General features: G+C 48.7%; 14 protein-coding genes. 2 read left to right on the top strand and 12 right to left on the bottom strand.

Going from position 1 to position 15,437, the window contains the following annotated elements:
- Window positions 1-6 precede the first annotated feature (6 nt).
- From ACXAGC_RS09415 to ACXAGC_RS09385, 7 genes are all read right to left on the bottom strand, one after another.
- Entirely contained in the window at window positions 7-1,341 is a 1,335-nt protein-coding gene (locus ACXAGC_RS09415) for a sodium-dependent transporter (RefSeq protein WP_474844181.1), read from the bottom strand.
- Between the two features lie 104 nt (window positions 1,342-1,445).
- Window positions 1,446-3,485 carry a carboxy terminal-processing peptidase gene (gene prc, locus ACXAGC_RS09410; protein WP_474844180.1) on the bottom strand — a complete coding sequence of 680 codons (2,040 nt, stop codon included), beginning with the start codon at window positions 3,483-3,485 and terminating at the stop codon, window positions 1,446-1,448.
- A gap of 1 nt (window position 3,486) precedes the next feature.
- Window positions 3,487-4,146 (bottom strand): RNA chaperone ProQ, encoded by a 660-nt coding sequence (gene proQ / locus ACXAGC_RS09405; protein WP_119501351.1) that lies wholly within the window; start codon window positions 4,144-4,146, stop codon window positions 3,487-3,489.
- A gap of 17 nt (window positions 4,147-4,163) precedes the next feature.
- The gene (locus ACXAGC_RS09400; RefSeq protein WP_119501350.1) at window positions 4,164-4,454 is read right to left on the bottom strand and encodes a hypothetical protein; all 291 of its coding nucleotides are present in this window, start codon (window positions 4,452-4,454) and stop codon (window positions 4,164-4,166) included.
- Window positions 4,451-4,927 (bottom strand): GAF domain-containing protein, encoded by a 477-nt coding sequence (locus ACXAGC_RS09395; RefSeq protein ID WP_474844179.1) that lies wholly within the window; start codon window positions 4,925-4,927, stop codon window positions 4,451-4,453. Before ACXAGC_RS09395 ends, ACXAGC_RS09400 begins: the two co-directional genes overlap by 4 nt.
- Complete coding sequence (locus ACXAGC_RS09390; protein ID WP_474844178.1) at window positions 4,920-5,609, bottom strand: SIMPL domain-containing protein; 690 nt, start codon at window positions 5,607-5,609, stop codon at window positions 4,920-4,922. The genes ACXAGC_RS09395 and ACXAGC_RS09390 overlap by 8 nt, the downstream gene beginning before the upstream one ends.
- A 69-nt stretch (window positions 5,610-5,678) precedes the next feature.
- Entirely contained in the window at window positions 5,679-6,908 is a 1,230-nt protein-coding gene (locus ACXAGC_RS09385; RefSeq protein ID WP_474844177.1) for a nucleoside recognition domain-containing protein, read from the bottom strand.
- Window positions 6,909-7,151: 243 nt separating this feature from the next.
- On the opposite strand from ACXAGC_RS09385, the gene ACXAGC_RS09380 reads away from it, so the two are divergent.
- Window positions 7,152-7,778, top strand: a complete 627-nt coding sequence (locus ACXAGC_RS09380) for a hypothetical protein (protein WP_349586308.1) — start codon at window positions 7,152-7,154, stop codon at window positions 7,776-7,778.
- Entirely contained in the window at window positions 7,775-8,512 is a 738-nt protein-coding gene (locus ACXAGC_RS09375; protein ID WP_474844176.1) for a DUF3307 domain-containing protein, read from the top strand. Before ACXAGC_RS09380 ends, ACXAGC_RS09375 begins: the two co-directional genes overlap by 4 nt.
- 27 nt (window positions 8,513-8,539) lie before the next feature.
- On the opposite strand, the gene ACXAGC_RS09370 is transcribed toward ACXAGC_RS09375, so the two are convergent.
- The 5 genes from ACXAGC_RS09370 to ACXAGC_RS09350 all read right to left on the bottom strand — a co-directional run bounded on the left by ACXAGC_RS09370 (window position 8,540) and on the right by ACXAGC_RS09350 (window position 15,430).
- Window positions 8,540-9,661 carry a pyridoxal-phosphate-dependent aminotransferase family protein gene (locus tag ACXAGC_RS09370; protein WP_474844175.1) on the bottom strand — a complete coding sequence of 374 codons (1,122 nt, stop codon included), beginning with the start codon at window positions 9,659-9,661 and terminating at the stop codon, window positions 8,540-8,542.
- Window positions 9,662-10,136: 475 nt separating this feature from the next.
- Window positions 10,137-11,006 (bottom strand): acyl-CoA thioesterase, encoded by an 870-nt coding sequence (locus tag ACXAGC_RS09365; protein WP_303575203.1) that lies wholly within the window; start codon window positions 11,004-11,006, stop codon window positions 10,137-10,139.
- Window positions 10,999-12,855, bottom strand: coding sequence for a protein kinase domain-containing protein (locus ACXAGC_RS09360; protein ID WP_474844174.1), 1,857 nt, complete (start codon window positions 12,853-12,855; stop codon window positions 10,999-11,001). Before ACXAGC_RS09360 ends, ACXAGC_RS09365 begins: the two co-directional genes overlap by 8 nt.
- Window positions 12,852-13,709 carry a 23S rRNA (adenine(2030)-N(6))-methyltransferase RlmJ gene (locus ACXAGC_RS09355; protein WP_119501342.1) on the bottom strand — a complete coding sequence of 286 codons (858 nt, stop codon included), beginning with the start codon at window positions 13,707-13,709 and terminating at the stop codon, window positions 12,852-12,854. Before ACXAGC_RS09355 ends, ACXAGC_RS09360 begins: the two co-directional genes overlap by 4 nt.
- 95 nt (window positions 13,710-13,804) lie before the next feature.
- On the bottom strand, window positions 13,805-15,430 hold the full coding sequence (locus tag ACXAGC_RS09350) for a dihydrolipoyllysine-residue acetyltransferase (RefSeq protein WP_474844173.1): 1,626 nt from the start codon (window positions 15,428-15,430) through the stop codon (window positions 13,805-13,807).
- Between the last annotated feature and the right edge of the window lie 7 nt (window positions 15,431-15,437).

The following is a 15,437-nucleotide window of genomic DNA, read 5'->3' as shown; positions in this document are numbered from 1 at the left end:
TTACTCTTATAAGACAGAACGGACGAACATAAGCAGGATGACTACCGGACAAACAAATTTCACATACCAGGGCCAGATTTTCCAGAACAGACTGTGTTCTGCATCAGCAAAACCTTCTTTCAGTTCCGCCAGAATAGCATCTCTGCGCCAGACCCATCCGGCAAACAGACACAATGCAAATCCGAGTAGAGGCTGACTGTACTGGGTAGTCGCAGCAATGACCAGGCCAAACAGACTTTCAAAATTAAGAATGATGATACAACTGGCAGCAAAAATCAGTGCAGCCATGATCCATACAGCACGGCTTCGGGGCTGTTTGCGGTTCTCAACCAGATAAGCAACAGGCACTTCCAGCATAGAAATTGAAGACGTTACAGAAGCAATAACCATCAGGGCAAAGAACGCCACGGACACCAGTACACCGACAGGGCCGATAGACTCAAACAGGGCCGGCAATACATTGAATATCAACTGGTCCCCGTCCATTAACGCGCCGGTTTCAGTAAAAATTTCTACGCCATTATTCAGCGCCACATACATAGCGGGAATGATGAGCATACCGGCAATAATTGCTACACCGATATCAACCAGTGCAACCCATGCACCTATTGAGGGCAGATTTTCCTGCTTAGACAGATAAGAACCGTAAACCAGCATAGTACCGACCCCTAAAGACATAGAGAAAAAGGCCTGCCCCATGGCGCTGATTAATAAGTCCGGATCGAGAATGCGTGAGAAATCAGGTAAGAGATAGGCTGCCCAGCCTTCACCGGCCCCGGGTTGAAAGCTTACATAGACAATCAATGCCAGGATGATCACAACCAATGTCGGCATTAAACGCACTGACCATTTTTCAATGCCTGACTTTACCCCGCCCAATACGATAGAAGCGGTCAGTAACATAAACAGGCCGCAAAAAATCATATTGCGGCTGTCGGAGAACCCCATCAGCCAGACTGAAGTTTCTTCAAGACCAGCGGTTTGCACAATGCCGTCAGCGAAATAAGCCAGCATCCAGCCACCGACTATGCCGTAGAACGCCAGAATCATGGATACAGTGACACAGCCCCACAGGCCGGTAAGCGTACCGGAAACATTACCTGAGATATTCGTCAGCGCGTCCACCATGTTCGCACGGTTGGAACGGCCAATAATGAGTTCAGCCATCAATACCGGATAAGCCAGTACGAACGCTAAAAGAAGATAAACAAGTACAAATGCTGCGCCGCCGTTAGTGGCGACTTGCGTGGGAAAGCCCCAGATATTTCCGAGACCGACGGCGGAACCGGCAGCAGCCAGTATGAATCCGATCCGTGATGAAAATTCACCTCGCATTGCCATGGATGTATTCCCTTTATTATTGTTTTAATCGTTTGTTGTCGTGTGATTTTTATTATAGGTACAAAAAAGGGGCTGGCCCGGCACCAGCCCCTGTAGTATGTATTTTATTGTTGATGTATTGCGTATTTACCGGTGTCTAACATGTCGAAAGTGATGTTAGCCGCTTCATCCAGGAAAGGATCCAGCTCTTCAAGCTCATCCGGTAAATCGTCCAGCGATTCAACCGGCTCCTCGCCCATACGTGCCAGGCGCTCATTGGCCCGTTTCAGATCATTCTCACGGGATTCTTCTTTCTTTGATTCCCGTTCTGATTTCACCAGTGACACATATTTTTTGTCTTTATTCTTTTTGTACTCGTCAATATCTTCGGCGATATACATAAACTCAGGATCTTTCAATACCCGGGCATTGTGCTTGGCTGCCAGCACATCCAGTGCACTCTGGCTGTCGCCAAAAGTGGTATAGTTTGCGCGGTCAATGCTGTCCCAGGGTAATGCATTTTCTTCCTGGCTTTCACCCCAGTCTGCCGGATCAATGGGCGACGGATACTTAATGTCCGGTACGACACCTTTGTGCTGGGTGCTGCCACCGTCGATACGGTAGAATTTCGCAATGGTAAACTGCACACTGCCCAGCGGGTTGTCATACAGGTCGTAAATCCGGCCAAGTCCGCGGTGCTGTTGAACGGTACCTTTACCAAAGGTTTGCTCACCCACAATCAAAGCACGGCTGTAATCCTGCATCGCAGCCGCAAAGATTTCAGATGCAGACGCACTGTAACGGTCAACCAGTACTGTTAACGGACCATCGTACGTTACTACGCCATCAGTATCACGGTTAACACTCACCTTGCCTTCGCCATAGCGAATTTGAACTACCGGTCCTTTTTCAATGAACAGTCCGGTGAGTAACGTCGCTTCTGTCAGCGAACCACCGCCGTTACCACGTAAATCGACAATGATGCCTTTGACGTCCTGAGCTTTCAGTGAATCCAGTTCTTTTTTCACGTCAGCATGCAGGTTGTTATAGAAACTGGGAATTGTGATAACGCCTAACTTTTCACCGGCATACGGGCCGGTTTCCGGCTCATAAACCTCAGATTTCGCAGCGCGGTCTTCCAGCTTGATTTTGTCACGGGTCAGACTGACCACAGACATGGCTTTGGTATCTGATGTGCCTTTTTGTACCTGTAAACGTACGGTACTGCCTTTGGGTCCTTTAATGAGATCAACAACCTCATCCAGACGCCAGCCTACAACATCCACGAACTCTTCGTCGTCCTGCGCCACACCAATAATTTTATCTTCCGGTTTCAGCGCATTAGATTTATCTGCAGGGCCGCCCGGTACAATGCTTTTAATTACAGTAAAGTCATCTTCTGCTTGAAGTACAGCACCAATACCTTCAAATGACAGGTTCATTTCCATCTGGAAACGGTCGGCATTTCGGGGAGACAGGTAACTGGTATGCGCTTCAACGCTGCGGGCAAAAGAGTTCATAACTGTCTGAAAAACGTCTTCACTCTCAGCTTGCTTCAGTCGCTTAATAGCACGGGTATAACGCTTAGTCAGTAAGTCTTTTGCTTCTTCCCAGGTTTTATCCGCCATAATCAGATTAAGCGCATCGTATTTAACCCGTTGACGCCACAATTCATCCAGCTCTGCTTCTGTGGTTGGCCATGCTGCGTCTTCACGATCGTAATAGAATTTGTCGTCAGCTTTTTCAAAATTGAAAGGCTTGTCTAACAAGCTTAACGCAAATTCAAAGCGCTCAACACGACGTTTTGCACTTTGATTATACATATCATAAGCGATAGACAGGTTGCCGCGACTTAACGCTTCATCAAAAGAATCACGGTACTTTTCGAAACCATCCACATCTGACTTCAACAAAACCTGTTTGTTGTTATCGAGAGAGCGGAGAAAACGGTCGTAGATTTTTTCCGACAAAGCGTCATCCAACGCAATTTCCTTGTAGTGCGCTCTGGTGAACAAAGCACTTACCCTTTTTGCAGCCACACTGTGTTGTGTTTCCTGCTGCAGAACGGGTAAATCTTCTACCTGTTCAGTGGTAGTAGTTGCACCGGCGCCAATGCCAACGGTTAAAAATGCACTGGCAATGGAAATGCGAAGGATTTCTTTCATATTACGACCTCTTGGAATTCGCCAAACGTAAAGCGTCTGCGTTGACTTTTACCACCATGCCTGAATCAAGTTGCACGTGAATACCGTCTTTAGCGACTTCAGTAATTACCGCATGCATCGGGGCTTTACCCAACTTCACTGTAACGGATGTGCCTGGCTGGCAATCGGCATCGGTAAGTTTGGCCGGTGGTGTTTTATTTGGTCTTTCAGAATTAAATTTAGTTCCCTTTTTCCCGCGCTGCTGAGGTTTTTCACCATTTTCGCTGCGTGGTTTGCGTTGGGGTGGACGCTTTTCGCCAGTGGTCTTTTGCTTCGCTTTGCGCTTTTCAGCCGCTTTCGCTTTGCTTTCATCCAACTGCTGTTTTGCGTGGTCAGCATGCTCTTTTTCAATTTGAGCATCCTGATTACCATCTAAGTCAACGCGGTGAGCGCCTTCTTTGATGCTGTGCAGATAACGCCAGCTGTTGGTGTAATGTCTTAATGTTGAACGCAGTAAGGTTTTGCTAACCCGTTCTTCATTTTCTAAACGCTGAGCCAGATCCTGAAAAATGCCAATTTTCAGAGGCTGTGCTTCGCCCTCGGTGGAAAAACAGTTTGGAAAGGTTTCTGCCAAAAAGGCGATGACTTCTTTACTGTTTGAAAACTTCTCTGGTGATTCCATCTATACTTTACGTGTGGTTAATAATAATCTTCATTGTCAGCATCATCCCAAGTTGCCAGCGTGTGGTCAACCCAATCAAGCAATTCATCGTCGTCTATGTCCAATAAATTGCGTGTTTGATGCCATGTTTCCCAGGTATAGTGCAATAAACGCTCAAGCCAGTGCGTATCCGCATCTTCATCGGCTCTGTCGTAAATGCAATGCAGAATGAAATTTATCCGCTCTGCTGCCTCTTCGGGTTCGTCAAAATTGTCTTCCATGTCGGCAGGTGTTGCCAGCACAACATGGATATCAACATATTCTTTCATCGCTGAGAATCCAGTAAAGCCTCAGCCAGCGCTTCCAGACCGGCCTTATCTTCTTCGTCAAACCGGCTGTATTCGGGACTGTCGATGTCCAGTACGCCCAGTAATTTGCCGTTCAGCACCAGCGGAATAACGATTTCAGAATTGGATGCGGCGTCACAGGCAATGTGGCCTTCAAACGCGTGGACATCCTCTACCAGTTGGGTTTGCAGGCTTTGTGCCGCAGTTCCGCATACACCGCGGCCCATCGGAATGCGTATGCAGGCGGGCTGGCCCTGAAAAGGCCCGAGCACAAGTTGATCCTCTTTATATAAATAGAATCCGGCCCAGTTTACCTTTTCCATGCGGTTAAACATTAACGCGCTCAAATTCGCCATGTTGGCGATGAGATCGCTCTCACCGCTCATTAAACCCTTCGCCTGCGTCAGTAACTCTTTGTAAAACTCGTTTTTCAACTTACCCTCAATCTCATTCATCTATCGCGAAGCTGACGTTCACCCGTGCTTCCACGACTTGTTCACCGGGCATGGCTGATGAAAAGCTGTCGGCCTTCGCGGACATTTCCATTCTCATCACCGGCATGGGGTAACTGTTGCCGCTCTCTGACACTGCAATTACCTTACCTGTTTTTACGCCCAGTTCTTCTGCTAACAGTCCGGCGCGTAATTTGGCGTCTTTAACTGCATTTATCAAGGCCTTTTCGTAAGCATTATTCTGCTCACTGGCAATAAACTGAAACCCTTGTATACGATCTATACCGCGGGATAAAGCGCCGTCAATGATACGGTCATAGTTATTTATATTCGTATCCGTTACCTGAATTTCTCTGCTGAGTACAAATCCCCGTTGTTCACGGCCCTGAGGGGTAGATTCGTAATACGGATTTAAATTCACCTGCATGGACTGCACGTGCTTTTCTTCAATACCGTTGTCGAGCAGAAATTTAAGCACAGACTTCATGTCTGACTGCATCTGTGTATTCAGTTTAGAAACGGTTTCGCCTTTTTCTTCCATCACAAATGTCAGAGTATAAGCATCGGGTACAACGGAGAAAGAGCCTTTGCCGCTCACCTGAATAACCGGTTCTATGGCCTGGGCACTGGCCAGAACGGGCATTGCTGCGAAGATTACTGCGGCACTGATTTGTTTTAAATTCATTTCTGTCACCTTATTTAAATGTCAGACCTGATTATGCTTACGTCAACTGAACGGCAGGTGAACAAATTCTTAACCAAAAAACCAGTAACTGACTAAAATTGCAGCAAAAATTCCTGCAAAGTCTGCCGCCAGACAACATGCTACGGCATAACGGGAGTGCTTGATCCCCACGGCCCCGAGATAAACGGCAATAACGTAGAACGTTGTTTCTGTCGATCCCTGAAGGACCGAGGCCAGTCTGCCGGCGAAAGAATCTGCGCCGTGATGCTGCATCGTTTCTATCATAAGCGCTCTGGCGCCGCTGCCACTGAGAGGTTTCATAATGGCAGTAGGTAAGCCATCCACAAACCGGGGGTCGCCGCCTAAAGCGGTAACCATGTAGCCGATGCCGTTAACCACCATATCCATAATGCCACTGGCTCTCAGCATGCCAATAGCAACCAGCATGGCTAATAAAAACGGGATCAGCGAAACCGCCACATTAAAGCCTTTCTTAGCGCCGTCTATAAATAATTCATAGGTGTCGAGTTTTCGCCGCCAGCCGGTGACGAGTACCGCAACAATAAACGAGAACAACAAAAAGTTCGCCACAATGGCAGACTGCTCTGCCAGCTCTTTTGCTGCCAGATGGGAAAAATACACAATCACTGCACCCAGCAGACCAAAAATACCGGCCAGATACAAAACCACCACACGGTTAAACAGGTTCACCCTCTGCACCAGACAGGTAATGATAAGCCCAGCCATGGTAGAAGCGCTGGTTGCCAGTAAGATAGGAATAAATACGTCAGTAGGCTGTGCCGCGCCCTGCTCTGCCCGGTAGAGAAAAACCGCAATGGGAAACAATGTCACTGAAGACGTGTTCAGTACCAGAAACAGGATCTGACTGTTGGTGAGGGTTTCTTTATCTGTTGCCAGAGTTTGCATATCCTGCATCGCTTTTATGCCGAAAGGCGTAGCAGCGTTATCCAGCCCGAGTACGTTCGCCGACATATTCATGGTAATGCTGCCAAGTGCAGGATGATTGCGGGGAATATCGGGCATGATCCGGCACAGAAATGGTGCCAGTACCCTTGAAAACTTTTCTATCATGCCTGATTTTTCGGCAACTTCGAATATACCCAGCCAGAATGCCAGTACCCCTATCAGACCGATAGCGATATCCACGCTGAGTTGCGCCATGCTGGTGACAGATTGCATAACATCCTGAAAGCCACCCGGTGAGGCGCCAAAGAAGGCCTGGCAGACTGTGGCCAGAAAGGCGAGAACAATGAATGATAACCAAATACGATGCAGCATAATCCGTTATTGTGTCTGTTATTGTTATGCGTCGTAGTCTACCGGATTTATTTCTGCCCGCATGTTATTTATGACAAACGGAGAACTCTGTACGATAAAGCCGGTGATAGCATCCGGTATTCAGCGTCATTTCCTATGCAACATCCTGTCCTTGCAAAAGGAAAAGCAAGACTCAGGGCTTGCATATTAAAAAGCAAGGGTATAATCTTGCTTGGTAACGAAATAACCAGGGATAACAACATTATGGCTGCGGTCCTTACCGGCGATCTGGTCAAATCCACCGCCTTGACGTCCTCTGATTACCAGCACACCATGTCGGCGCTAACCCGCCAGTGTGAGGCAATAAAAGCAAGGACAGGCTGTTTATACGAAATATTCCGCGGCGACGGCTTTCAGTTTGTTTTCGAAAAACCGGAGGACGCCGTTACCGCCATGCTTGAACTCAAGCTCTATCTCAACAGTCAGATAGACGGGTTGCAGGTCAATTGCACCCAGGCGCTGGCAACAGGCAGTGATGCCGTGATAAAAGCCACGCCCGGTACATCTTCCGGCAAGGTATTTGTTGAATCAGGCCGCGCTCTGGACGAAGCCCGCAGCGGAGAAATCGTTGTACGCACTCCGCTGGCAGAACAGCAAATCGCTACCGGTATCATCTGCACACAGTTAAGCTACATACTGAACCGGCTCAGTAAAAAACAGGCTGATTTGCTGTACCATTACATTCATCTGGGGTTTCCGTTACACCAGGTTCTGGCAGAACAACAGCAAACCTCACGGCAAAATATCAGCGAACGCCTGAAAGCGGCCGGCGGGGATTTACTGGAGCCATTTATTCATTATGTCACCAACTTAAAGGACGATGCCGGATGACACTCTTTCTGCTTTTGCTGAGCGCCCATTTTATCGGCGATTTTTACCTGCAACCGGCTAAATGGATCCAGTGCCGTCATAACAAAGGGTTGCAATCACCGTCACTGTTTCTTCATGCCGGTGTACATGCGGCACTTGCTCTGGTGGCGCTGTGGCTGGCTGATGCGGGATTATGGCAGGGACTGGCAGCAGCCGGTGTCATTACTGTCAGTCATTTTCTCATCGACTGGGCGAAAGCAGGACACAAAAGTCACCTTGCCTTTGCACTGGACCAGCTTGCTCACTTTCTGGTTATCGCGCTGGTCGCTCTGTCATTCACCAAAATGGATATCGCTACGCTGCTGACCAGTAAAGCCATCTGGCTGACCCGTGAAAACCTGCTCTACCTCACCGGATATATCATTATTTTTAAACCGGCCAGTATTCTTATCGGGCAACTGTTGTCACAACATGCTGAACAACTGAAGAAAACGCAGGGTGAAGAAGAAGGAAAAAGCCTGAGCAATGCCGGGCGCTGGATTGGTTATGTTGAAAGATTACTGGCGCTGTCTTTTATTCTTGTCGATGAATACACAGGGCTGGGTTTTCTGGTGGCAACAAAAACCGTGTTCCGCGTAGGTGATCTGTCCCGGGAACGGGATATGAGACTGACAGAATACATGATGCTGGGCACGCTGATGAGTTTTGCCATTGCGCTGATAACGGGCTGGCTGGTACTGGCATTAAAACCCTGAGCCGGGTATCCGGCTCAGTGATGCTTACTAGCGGATCGCCTTTTCAAGGCTGGCCAGACAATGGTCGATATTGCGATCTTTACACGCATATCCCATAAGACCGATACGCCAGACTTTTCCGGCCAGCGCACCAAGACCGGCGCCGATTTCCAGATTAAAATCATTCAGCAACTGACTGCGCACCTGTGCATCGTCCACACCGTCAGGAATAACAACAGCATTCAGCTGAGGCAACCGGTATGCCTCATCCACAGCCATAGACAGACCCAGTTTATCAAGACCAGCCACCAGCTTTGCATGCCCCTGCTCATGGCGTTGCCATGCCTGCTCCAGACCTTCTTCTTTCAGCATGACCAGTGATTCGTGCAGGGCATAAATACTGTTAACCGGCGCGGTATGATGATAAGCCCGTTTGCCGCCCTGCCCCCAGTATCCGACGATAAGATTCATATCGAGAAACCAGCTCTGAACCGGCGTGTTACGTCCTTTGATAACGTCAACTGCACGGTCGCTGAAAGACACAGGAGATAAACCCGGCACACAACTTAAACATTTTTGCGAACCGGAATAAATGGCATCTATGCCCCAGCCATCCACATCAACTTCAATACCGCCCAGCGAGGTAACGGCATCCACAATGGTCAGGCAATCGTATTGCTGTGCCAGTTTACACAGGGCCTGAGCGTCGTTACGCACGCCGGTAGAAGTTTCTGCATGCACGAAGGCCAGAATTTTAGCATCAGGGTGGGCTTTCAGCGCTGATTCTACTTTGTTGAGATCAGACTGATGTCCCCATTCATCTTCAACCTTAATGGCCTCACCACCACAGCGGACTACGTTCTCCACCATGCGGTTACCAAATACGCCATTGATGCAGACGATGACTTTATCGCCCGGTTCTACCAGGTTAACAAAACAGGCTTCCATACCCGCCGACCCCGGTGCAGAAACCGGCATGGTCAGCGCATTGGTCGTTTTAAATGCATATTGAAGTAACGCCTTTGTTTCATCCATAAGCTGAACAAACAGCGGATCAAGGTGCCCCAGGGTAGACCGGCACATCGCATTAAGTACACGGGGAGAAACATCAGAAGGACCAGGCCCCATTAAGGTACGCTCTGGCGGAATAAAAGTTGATGGTGTTGTCATAATCGTGCCTCAGACTGCAATTTAAATGTAAAACTATTGTGGCACTATCAACGCTTACGGACAATTGCACATTCCCGGTATAAATAAGATGAATGGCTATGGCGGTTAATCATTCACCGTGATTTAGATTCGTTCTGTTGAATAAAATGTGGCCAACCTGTGGGTAATTTTTGTTCAGCCTGGTGGCTGGTCAGAGCAGAAATAAGCTGTTGTTTTTTAAACAGGGATGGAACTGAGAATAAGTCTCTGATAATGTATCGATAAATTTTTTCAAAAATTTGTTTATAAAGTGAGCGGTTTTGTTCTATAGTTACGATCCGTTGTGAATAAGTTCACAAAACTTCTCCCTTGTAAAAGTTAGCGCACGGCTCAGCAATGAGCCATTCCCCTAGGCCCGGATGAAAATTCCGGGCATTTTTTATTCTGCGAAAAAATAATTCACCGGCCAGTTACCGCCGGAGAATAACCGGCACAGTTATTCACCCTGCCGGTCAATTTTACGCATCAATCCTTCCTGCATGGTAGAAGCCACCAGCTCACCCTGCCGGTTGAATATCTGACCTTTCACAATGCCACGGGCATTGCCGCTGAACGGGCTTTCTGCCACGTATAACAGCCATTCATTAAAATTCACCGGTTTGTGGAACCACATAGCATGGTCAATGGTGGCAATACGCAATGCACGGTCGGCCATAGAAACACCGTGGGGCTGCAATGCTGTACTTAAAAAATGATAGTCAGACGCATAGGCCAGTGACGCCTGGTTAATTTGTGCATCAGTGCCCATTTCTTCCTGCGCACGCAACCAGATATAACGTAGCGGATCACGTTTCTTTGCAGAAAATGAATTCACGGCGTCAACCGTACGGATATCAACCGGCTTATGATAACTCAGTGCTTCCTGCATCGGACGGGCAAGTTTTTCATAATTGGCTTCATAGAAAGCGATATCGGGCGTGATATCCTGCGGCGGTGGTACGTCGGGCATGACGGCAAACTGATGCTCCATCCCGTCTTCGGGTAACTGAAAAGACGCCGTCATATAAAAAATATTTCGTCCTTCCTGAATGGCTTTCACCCGACGGGTACAGAAACTGCGACCGTCGCGGACAATTTCCACATCATACATGACCGGCTTTTTGGCATCGCCGGGTAACAGAAAATAGCTGTGGAATGAATGGGCAGTAAATCCGCCGCCTACGGTCTTGTAGGCCGCCGAGAGGGCCTGACCTAACACCTGACCACCAAACAGTGCACGAAATCCGAGATCCCAGCTTTGTGCGCGGTAGATCCCCTGTTCGATAGTCTCCAGCTCCATCAGTGAAGCGAGTTTAACTTCAGCCATGTGCGTTTATTGTCTCCATATTCGCTTGTTTCGGGTTACGGGGGTAATACTTTTCAGGCAACTGAGCACAATGCTCAAAGTAACGGGTATCTTTATACGGCAATTTCATAAAGCCGGAAATGCCTATCCCCCTGATATCAGGTACTGCCTGAACCAGCGCCGCCAGTAACGCTGTGAAGCGTTCCCGCTGGCTGTGATCAAGCAGCGTATAATAACTGTGGATTTTCAGATGCGCCGGCAATGCTTCAAATATCACGCATCCGGTATGATGAATTGTGTTCAGTTCTTCCAGTACCGACATAATACTGGCTGGCAGACGTAATAGTTCATCCGGGTCATCACCGTCTTCAAAATAAGAGTGCGTCCGGCTGTTATCCTGCACAACCGGCGCTCTGGATAGCTCAAAAGGGATCACGCATTCACTGCCGGGAATAAAAGGCTCTGACTCATCCTGCCTTTCAATGTGCAGTGTGTCTTTGGCATTAAACAGACAACACTTGAATATCCCTTTACGGTGGATAGCCCTGGCCAGCGTGATCACGTTGTTCACCGACTGTTCAAAGGAGACTTTCAGACTTTCATCGTACAAATTCAGACTTGAATCCACATAAATGCCGTCGGGCATCCAGCGGATAGCTATGCCACCCACTACCGGAAAACGGCCCAGCCGGCTGACAGCAGAGATGAAACCTTTTTCAGTTTCACCCATCCCCTGAAGATAGTTTTTGTAATAGCGGTCAAACTGGGCATCGTTGATGTATTTCAGTTCAGCATCATTCACCAGCGCCGCTTCCCTAAGAAATGATTTACGGGAGCTGTACACTACTGTTTCAATATCTTTCTCCTGCGGAGCGCACCAGCACGGGATCATGGCTTTGTATTCCGCCGGTCTATCTTCTGTAAATACCATGCTTCGAAGTACATGCAGGTGATTAAAGAAGTAATCACCGCCCTGACGTTGTTTAGTTAAATCATCACTCAGCATGTAATCTAAAATATTTGCCAGCATTTTGGGTAAACCCAGCGACAGCGGCGTGATCACTTTGCGGCCATAACGGCTTGACTGACCTGATGCCAGCGCATACAGCGTGCTGGCAAGGCCCTGTTCGTCGAAACGCGGAGATGACAATGCCCCGTTCAGCTGTTCGTCACCGATAAAGTACACATCACCCAGACGTGCATTCGTTTGCTGCATATCACCGGACATCAAATCCATCACATTGTTGCCGGTATGCTGACCATTTTCATCCAGCTGGGCAAACACTGATGAACCCCAGTCAATTAAACGGGCGGTTTCAGTGTCGTTTTCCCACACCAGATTCGACGGTTTAATGTCGCCGTGCACCACGGGACGGGGAGCGTGATTTACCTGATGACGGCGAAGCGCCAGCAGCACTTCCCCCATCTGTACCGCCAGACGCACTATCAGCCGTGGCGGTAACATACCTTTTCGTAAACTCACCTGTTCCATATCGGCACCGGCAGCACGCTGCATGACCAGAATGGCCTGTTTACCTATTTGCTGGAATTCACACAATGCGGGAACCAGAGGATGCTTGATCTGCGCCAGCATGAAGGCTTCTTCCTCCAGCCGGTCCTGAACATGCTGTGGCAGGTTGATCCGGGAGAATTTGAAAACACGATGCTCACCGCCGGGTGACACGCCGGCGAATACAAAGCCGAATGCACCTTTACCGATCAGGCCCGTTTGCGTGTATCCAAGTTGCCGTAGCTGCTGATTACATAACTCAACCCAGTTCCTGAGCTTGACGGCATCTTTATGTGCCAGAAGATAGACAGACTGATCTTCCGGAATATAAAAATGTTTAAGCCCGCGGGGTTGTGTCAATCGTCAGCTTCCTGTTTAAGCCAGGTCACACTGGCATGACTGTCAGCGCCGAGGTGAGAACACACTTCATCCAGCGCTTCGCGGAGTTGTTCATCCAATTGCCAGGGAGGATTCATCACCAGTACGCCGGAACCGTACATACCGGTATCGTCATCCGGCGACGCTACATGCAGTTCTGCCACAAAAGCGGTTTTTGCAATGTCTTTTAAGTCATCGACCATGTTCTCGCTGGCGCCGGACTTTTTACCCGCCCGGGCAGACAACAACGGATACCACAGAACAACCTGCGCATTCTGCCAGCGACGGAAAAGTTTAGTTACCGTGCGTGTAACATCGGCATATTCTTCAAAGCGTTCATAAGGCGGATCAATAAGCACGGCACCACGGTTAGGGTTCGGCGGCGTCATCGCTATCAGTCCTTCCAGCCCGTCACGGTGATGCACATGGGCATTACCGGCACCCACGCCTCTGATCACTTCAGACAAAATCCCCGCCTCTGCCGGATGCAGTTCCATAAGGTGCGCGGTATCCTGCAAACGTAAGCCTCTGGCAGCAATAAGCGGCGACCCCGGATACTGTTGTTGTTGCCAGTAAACGTTCATGGCACTTAAATAAGATGCAAGCAACGGCGACGTTGCACTGACCCCGGACAACGGGTCGAAACCAGACTCAAACTCACGGTTCTTCTGAGTTTGCTCACTGTTCAAAGGGTAGCAACCGGCCCCGGCATGGGTATCGAAAAGCGTGAAAGGCTTCTCTTTTTTCTTCAGGTATTGAATGACACCGGTCCAGCACAAATGTTTGATCACATCCGCATGGTTACCGGCATGAAAGGCATGTTTATAACTTAACACAAACAATCCGTTCCGCATGAATTAAGAACGTTATTGTAACACGTTATTTTGCAGAGAAAGAGCCATAAGCCGGCTCTTTACTCCACATCCGTTTATCAGGCCAGATGCATCAGCATGGCTGACGGGTTCTGCAAATAATGGCACCACAGGTTATTAAACTTCACCATGGTTGCACCATCTATAATGCGGTGATCGCCGGACCAGTTAACATGCATGATATGCTGCGCTGTCACATTCCCGTTATCATCGAACCTGGGCAGTTTTTGCGTCTTACCCAGCGCTACGATAGCCGCTTCAGGTTTATTGATTACCGGCGTGGCAGTAATACCACCCAGTGCACCAATATTGGAAACCGACACGGTACCGCCCTTCAATGCACTTGCCGGCACTTTACCTTCTCTGGCCTGCTCAATAATAGTCTGCATCTGTGAAGCAATATCAAACAGGCTTAAATCCTGAACCCGTTTAATATTCGGCACCAGCAGGCCAATTTTACTGTCTACGGCAAAGCCGACGTTATGATCGTCAAAGTAATGCAAATATTCACCGTCATCAGACATCTGGCTGTTGATCACCGGAAATTCTTTTAATGCCAGAGACAGTGCTTTAATGAAAAACGGCATAAAACTGAGTTTAACGTCTTTCGCTTCGAAGGCCGGTTTAAGCTCAGCGCGCAGTGCAATGAGCTTATCCATCACCAGTTCATCACTTACCGTAAAATGAGGAATTGTTTGCACTGACAATTGCATTTGTTTTGCCATCGCCGCCTGTAATCCCCGCACCTTCTCTGTACGTTTGCCACCTGACTCAACAGGTCGTCCGGTATCTTCTGATGCCGTTTTTGTCTGCTTTGAGGCATCGTTAAGATCATTGTTTGCATTTAACGACTCTGCTGTACGATAGACATCCTGTTTGAGCACTCTGCCTTTTTTACCCGAAGCCTGCACCGATTTGAGATCGATATTGTGCTCTCTGGCGATTCGGCGAACGGCCGGACTGGCCAGTACTTTTCCGGGAATCGCCACCGGCGGCTCAAAACTGCCTTCCCGTGCGGCGCTCTCAGAGGTTGTCGCTTCAGGAGTTGCTGTTTGAGAAGTCGTGGCTTCAGCCTGTGTATGAGCGGGCCCGCTTTGCAAAGAAGTACCGGCACTGTCGTTATGATCCAGGGCAAACAAAGGTGCATGCACTTTTGCAATATCACCTTCACCGTAATAAAGCCTGGTGATCACGCCGGCGTGTTTGGCAGGGATTTCCACCACGGCTTTGTCAGTCATGACTTCCACAACCACCTGGTCCTCTTCAACAGACTGACCCTCAGTGACCTGCCATTTCACAATCTCACATTCAACAATGCCTTCACCGATATCCGGCAGTAAAAAGTCTTCACCTGCGCCGGCGCTGGCATTAGTAGCGGTACTTGTACTGGCCGGATGATCTTGTGAAGCAGCGCTTTCAGCTTCAGGTTCCTGCTTTGTAACCTGTCCTGACGTAGCCATGGCGAACAGGGGCGCATGCACTTTAGCGATGTCTCCCGGTTGATAGTGAAGTTTCATTACCGTACCTGCATGCATGGCAGGAATTTGTACAGTGGCTTTGTCTGTCATCACCTCAGCAACGGGCTGATCTTCTTCTATCACATCCCCTTCGGCTACCAGCCACTCAAGGAGTTCACATTCCACGATACCTTCGCCGATATCAGGCAATATAAATTCTGTCGTCATTGTCGTT

The sequence above is a fragment of the Alteromonas sp. AWJ4_197 genome (assembly GCF_056160285.1).
Note: the sequence above shows the minus strand (reverse complement) of the source record. Positions and strands in the feature narration are given on the sequence as shown.

Excerpts from the sequence above, each read along its gene's own strand:
- ACXAGC_RS09400 (WP_119501350.1), bottom strand. The coding sequence starts at position 4,454 with ATGAAAGAATATGTTGATATCCATGTTGTGCTGGCAACACCTGCCGAC.
- ACXAGC_RS09415 (WP_474844181.1), bottom strand. The coding sequence starts at position 1,341 with ATGGCAATGCGAGGTGAATTTTCATCACGGATCGGATTCATACTGGCT.
- ACXAGC_RS09395 (WP_474844179.1), bottom strand. The coding sequence starts at position 4,927 with ATGAATGAGATTGAGGGTAAGTTGAAAAACGAGTTTTACAAAGAGTTA.
- proQ (WP_119501351.1), bottom strand. The coding sequence starts at position 4,146 with ATGGAATCACCAGAGAAGTTTTCAAACAGTAAAGAAGTCATCGCCTTT.
- ACXAGC_RS09365 (WP_303575203.1), bottom strand. The coding sequence starts at position 11,006 with ATGGCTGAAGTTAAACTCGCTTCACTGATGGAGCTGGAGACTATCGAA.
- ACXAGC_RS09370 (WP_474844175.1), bottom strand. The coding sequence starts at position 9,661 with ATGACAACACCATCAACTTTTATTCCGCCAGAGCGTACCTTAATGGGG.
- ACXAGC_RS09350 (WP_474844173.1), bottom strand. The coding sequence starts at position 15,430 with ATGACGACAGAATTTATATTGCCTGATATCGGCGAAGGTATCGTGGAA.
- ACXAGC_RS09375 (WP_474844176.1), top strand. The coding sequence starts at position 7,775 with ATGACACTCTTTCTGCTTTTGCTGAGCGCCCATTTTATCGGCGATTTT.
- ACXAGC_RS09380 (WP_349586308.1), top strand. The coding sequence starts at position 7,152 with ATGGCTGCGGTCCTTACCGGCGATCTGGTCAAATCCACCGCCTTGACG.
- prc (WP_474844180.1), bottom strand. The coding sequence starts at position 3,485 with ATGAAAGAAATCCTTCGCATTTCCATTGCCAGTGCATTTTTAACCGTT.
- ACXAGC_RS09390 (WP_474844178.1), bottom strand. The coding sequence starts at position 5,609 with ATGAATTTAAAACAAATCAGTGCCGCAGTAATCTTCGCAGCAATGCCC.
- ACXAGC_RS09385 (WP_474844177.1), bottom strand. The coding sequence starts at position 6,908 with ATGCTGCATCGTATTTGGTTATCATTCATTGTTCTCGCCTTTCTGGCC.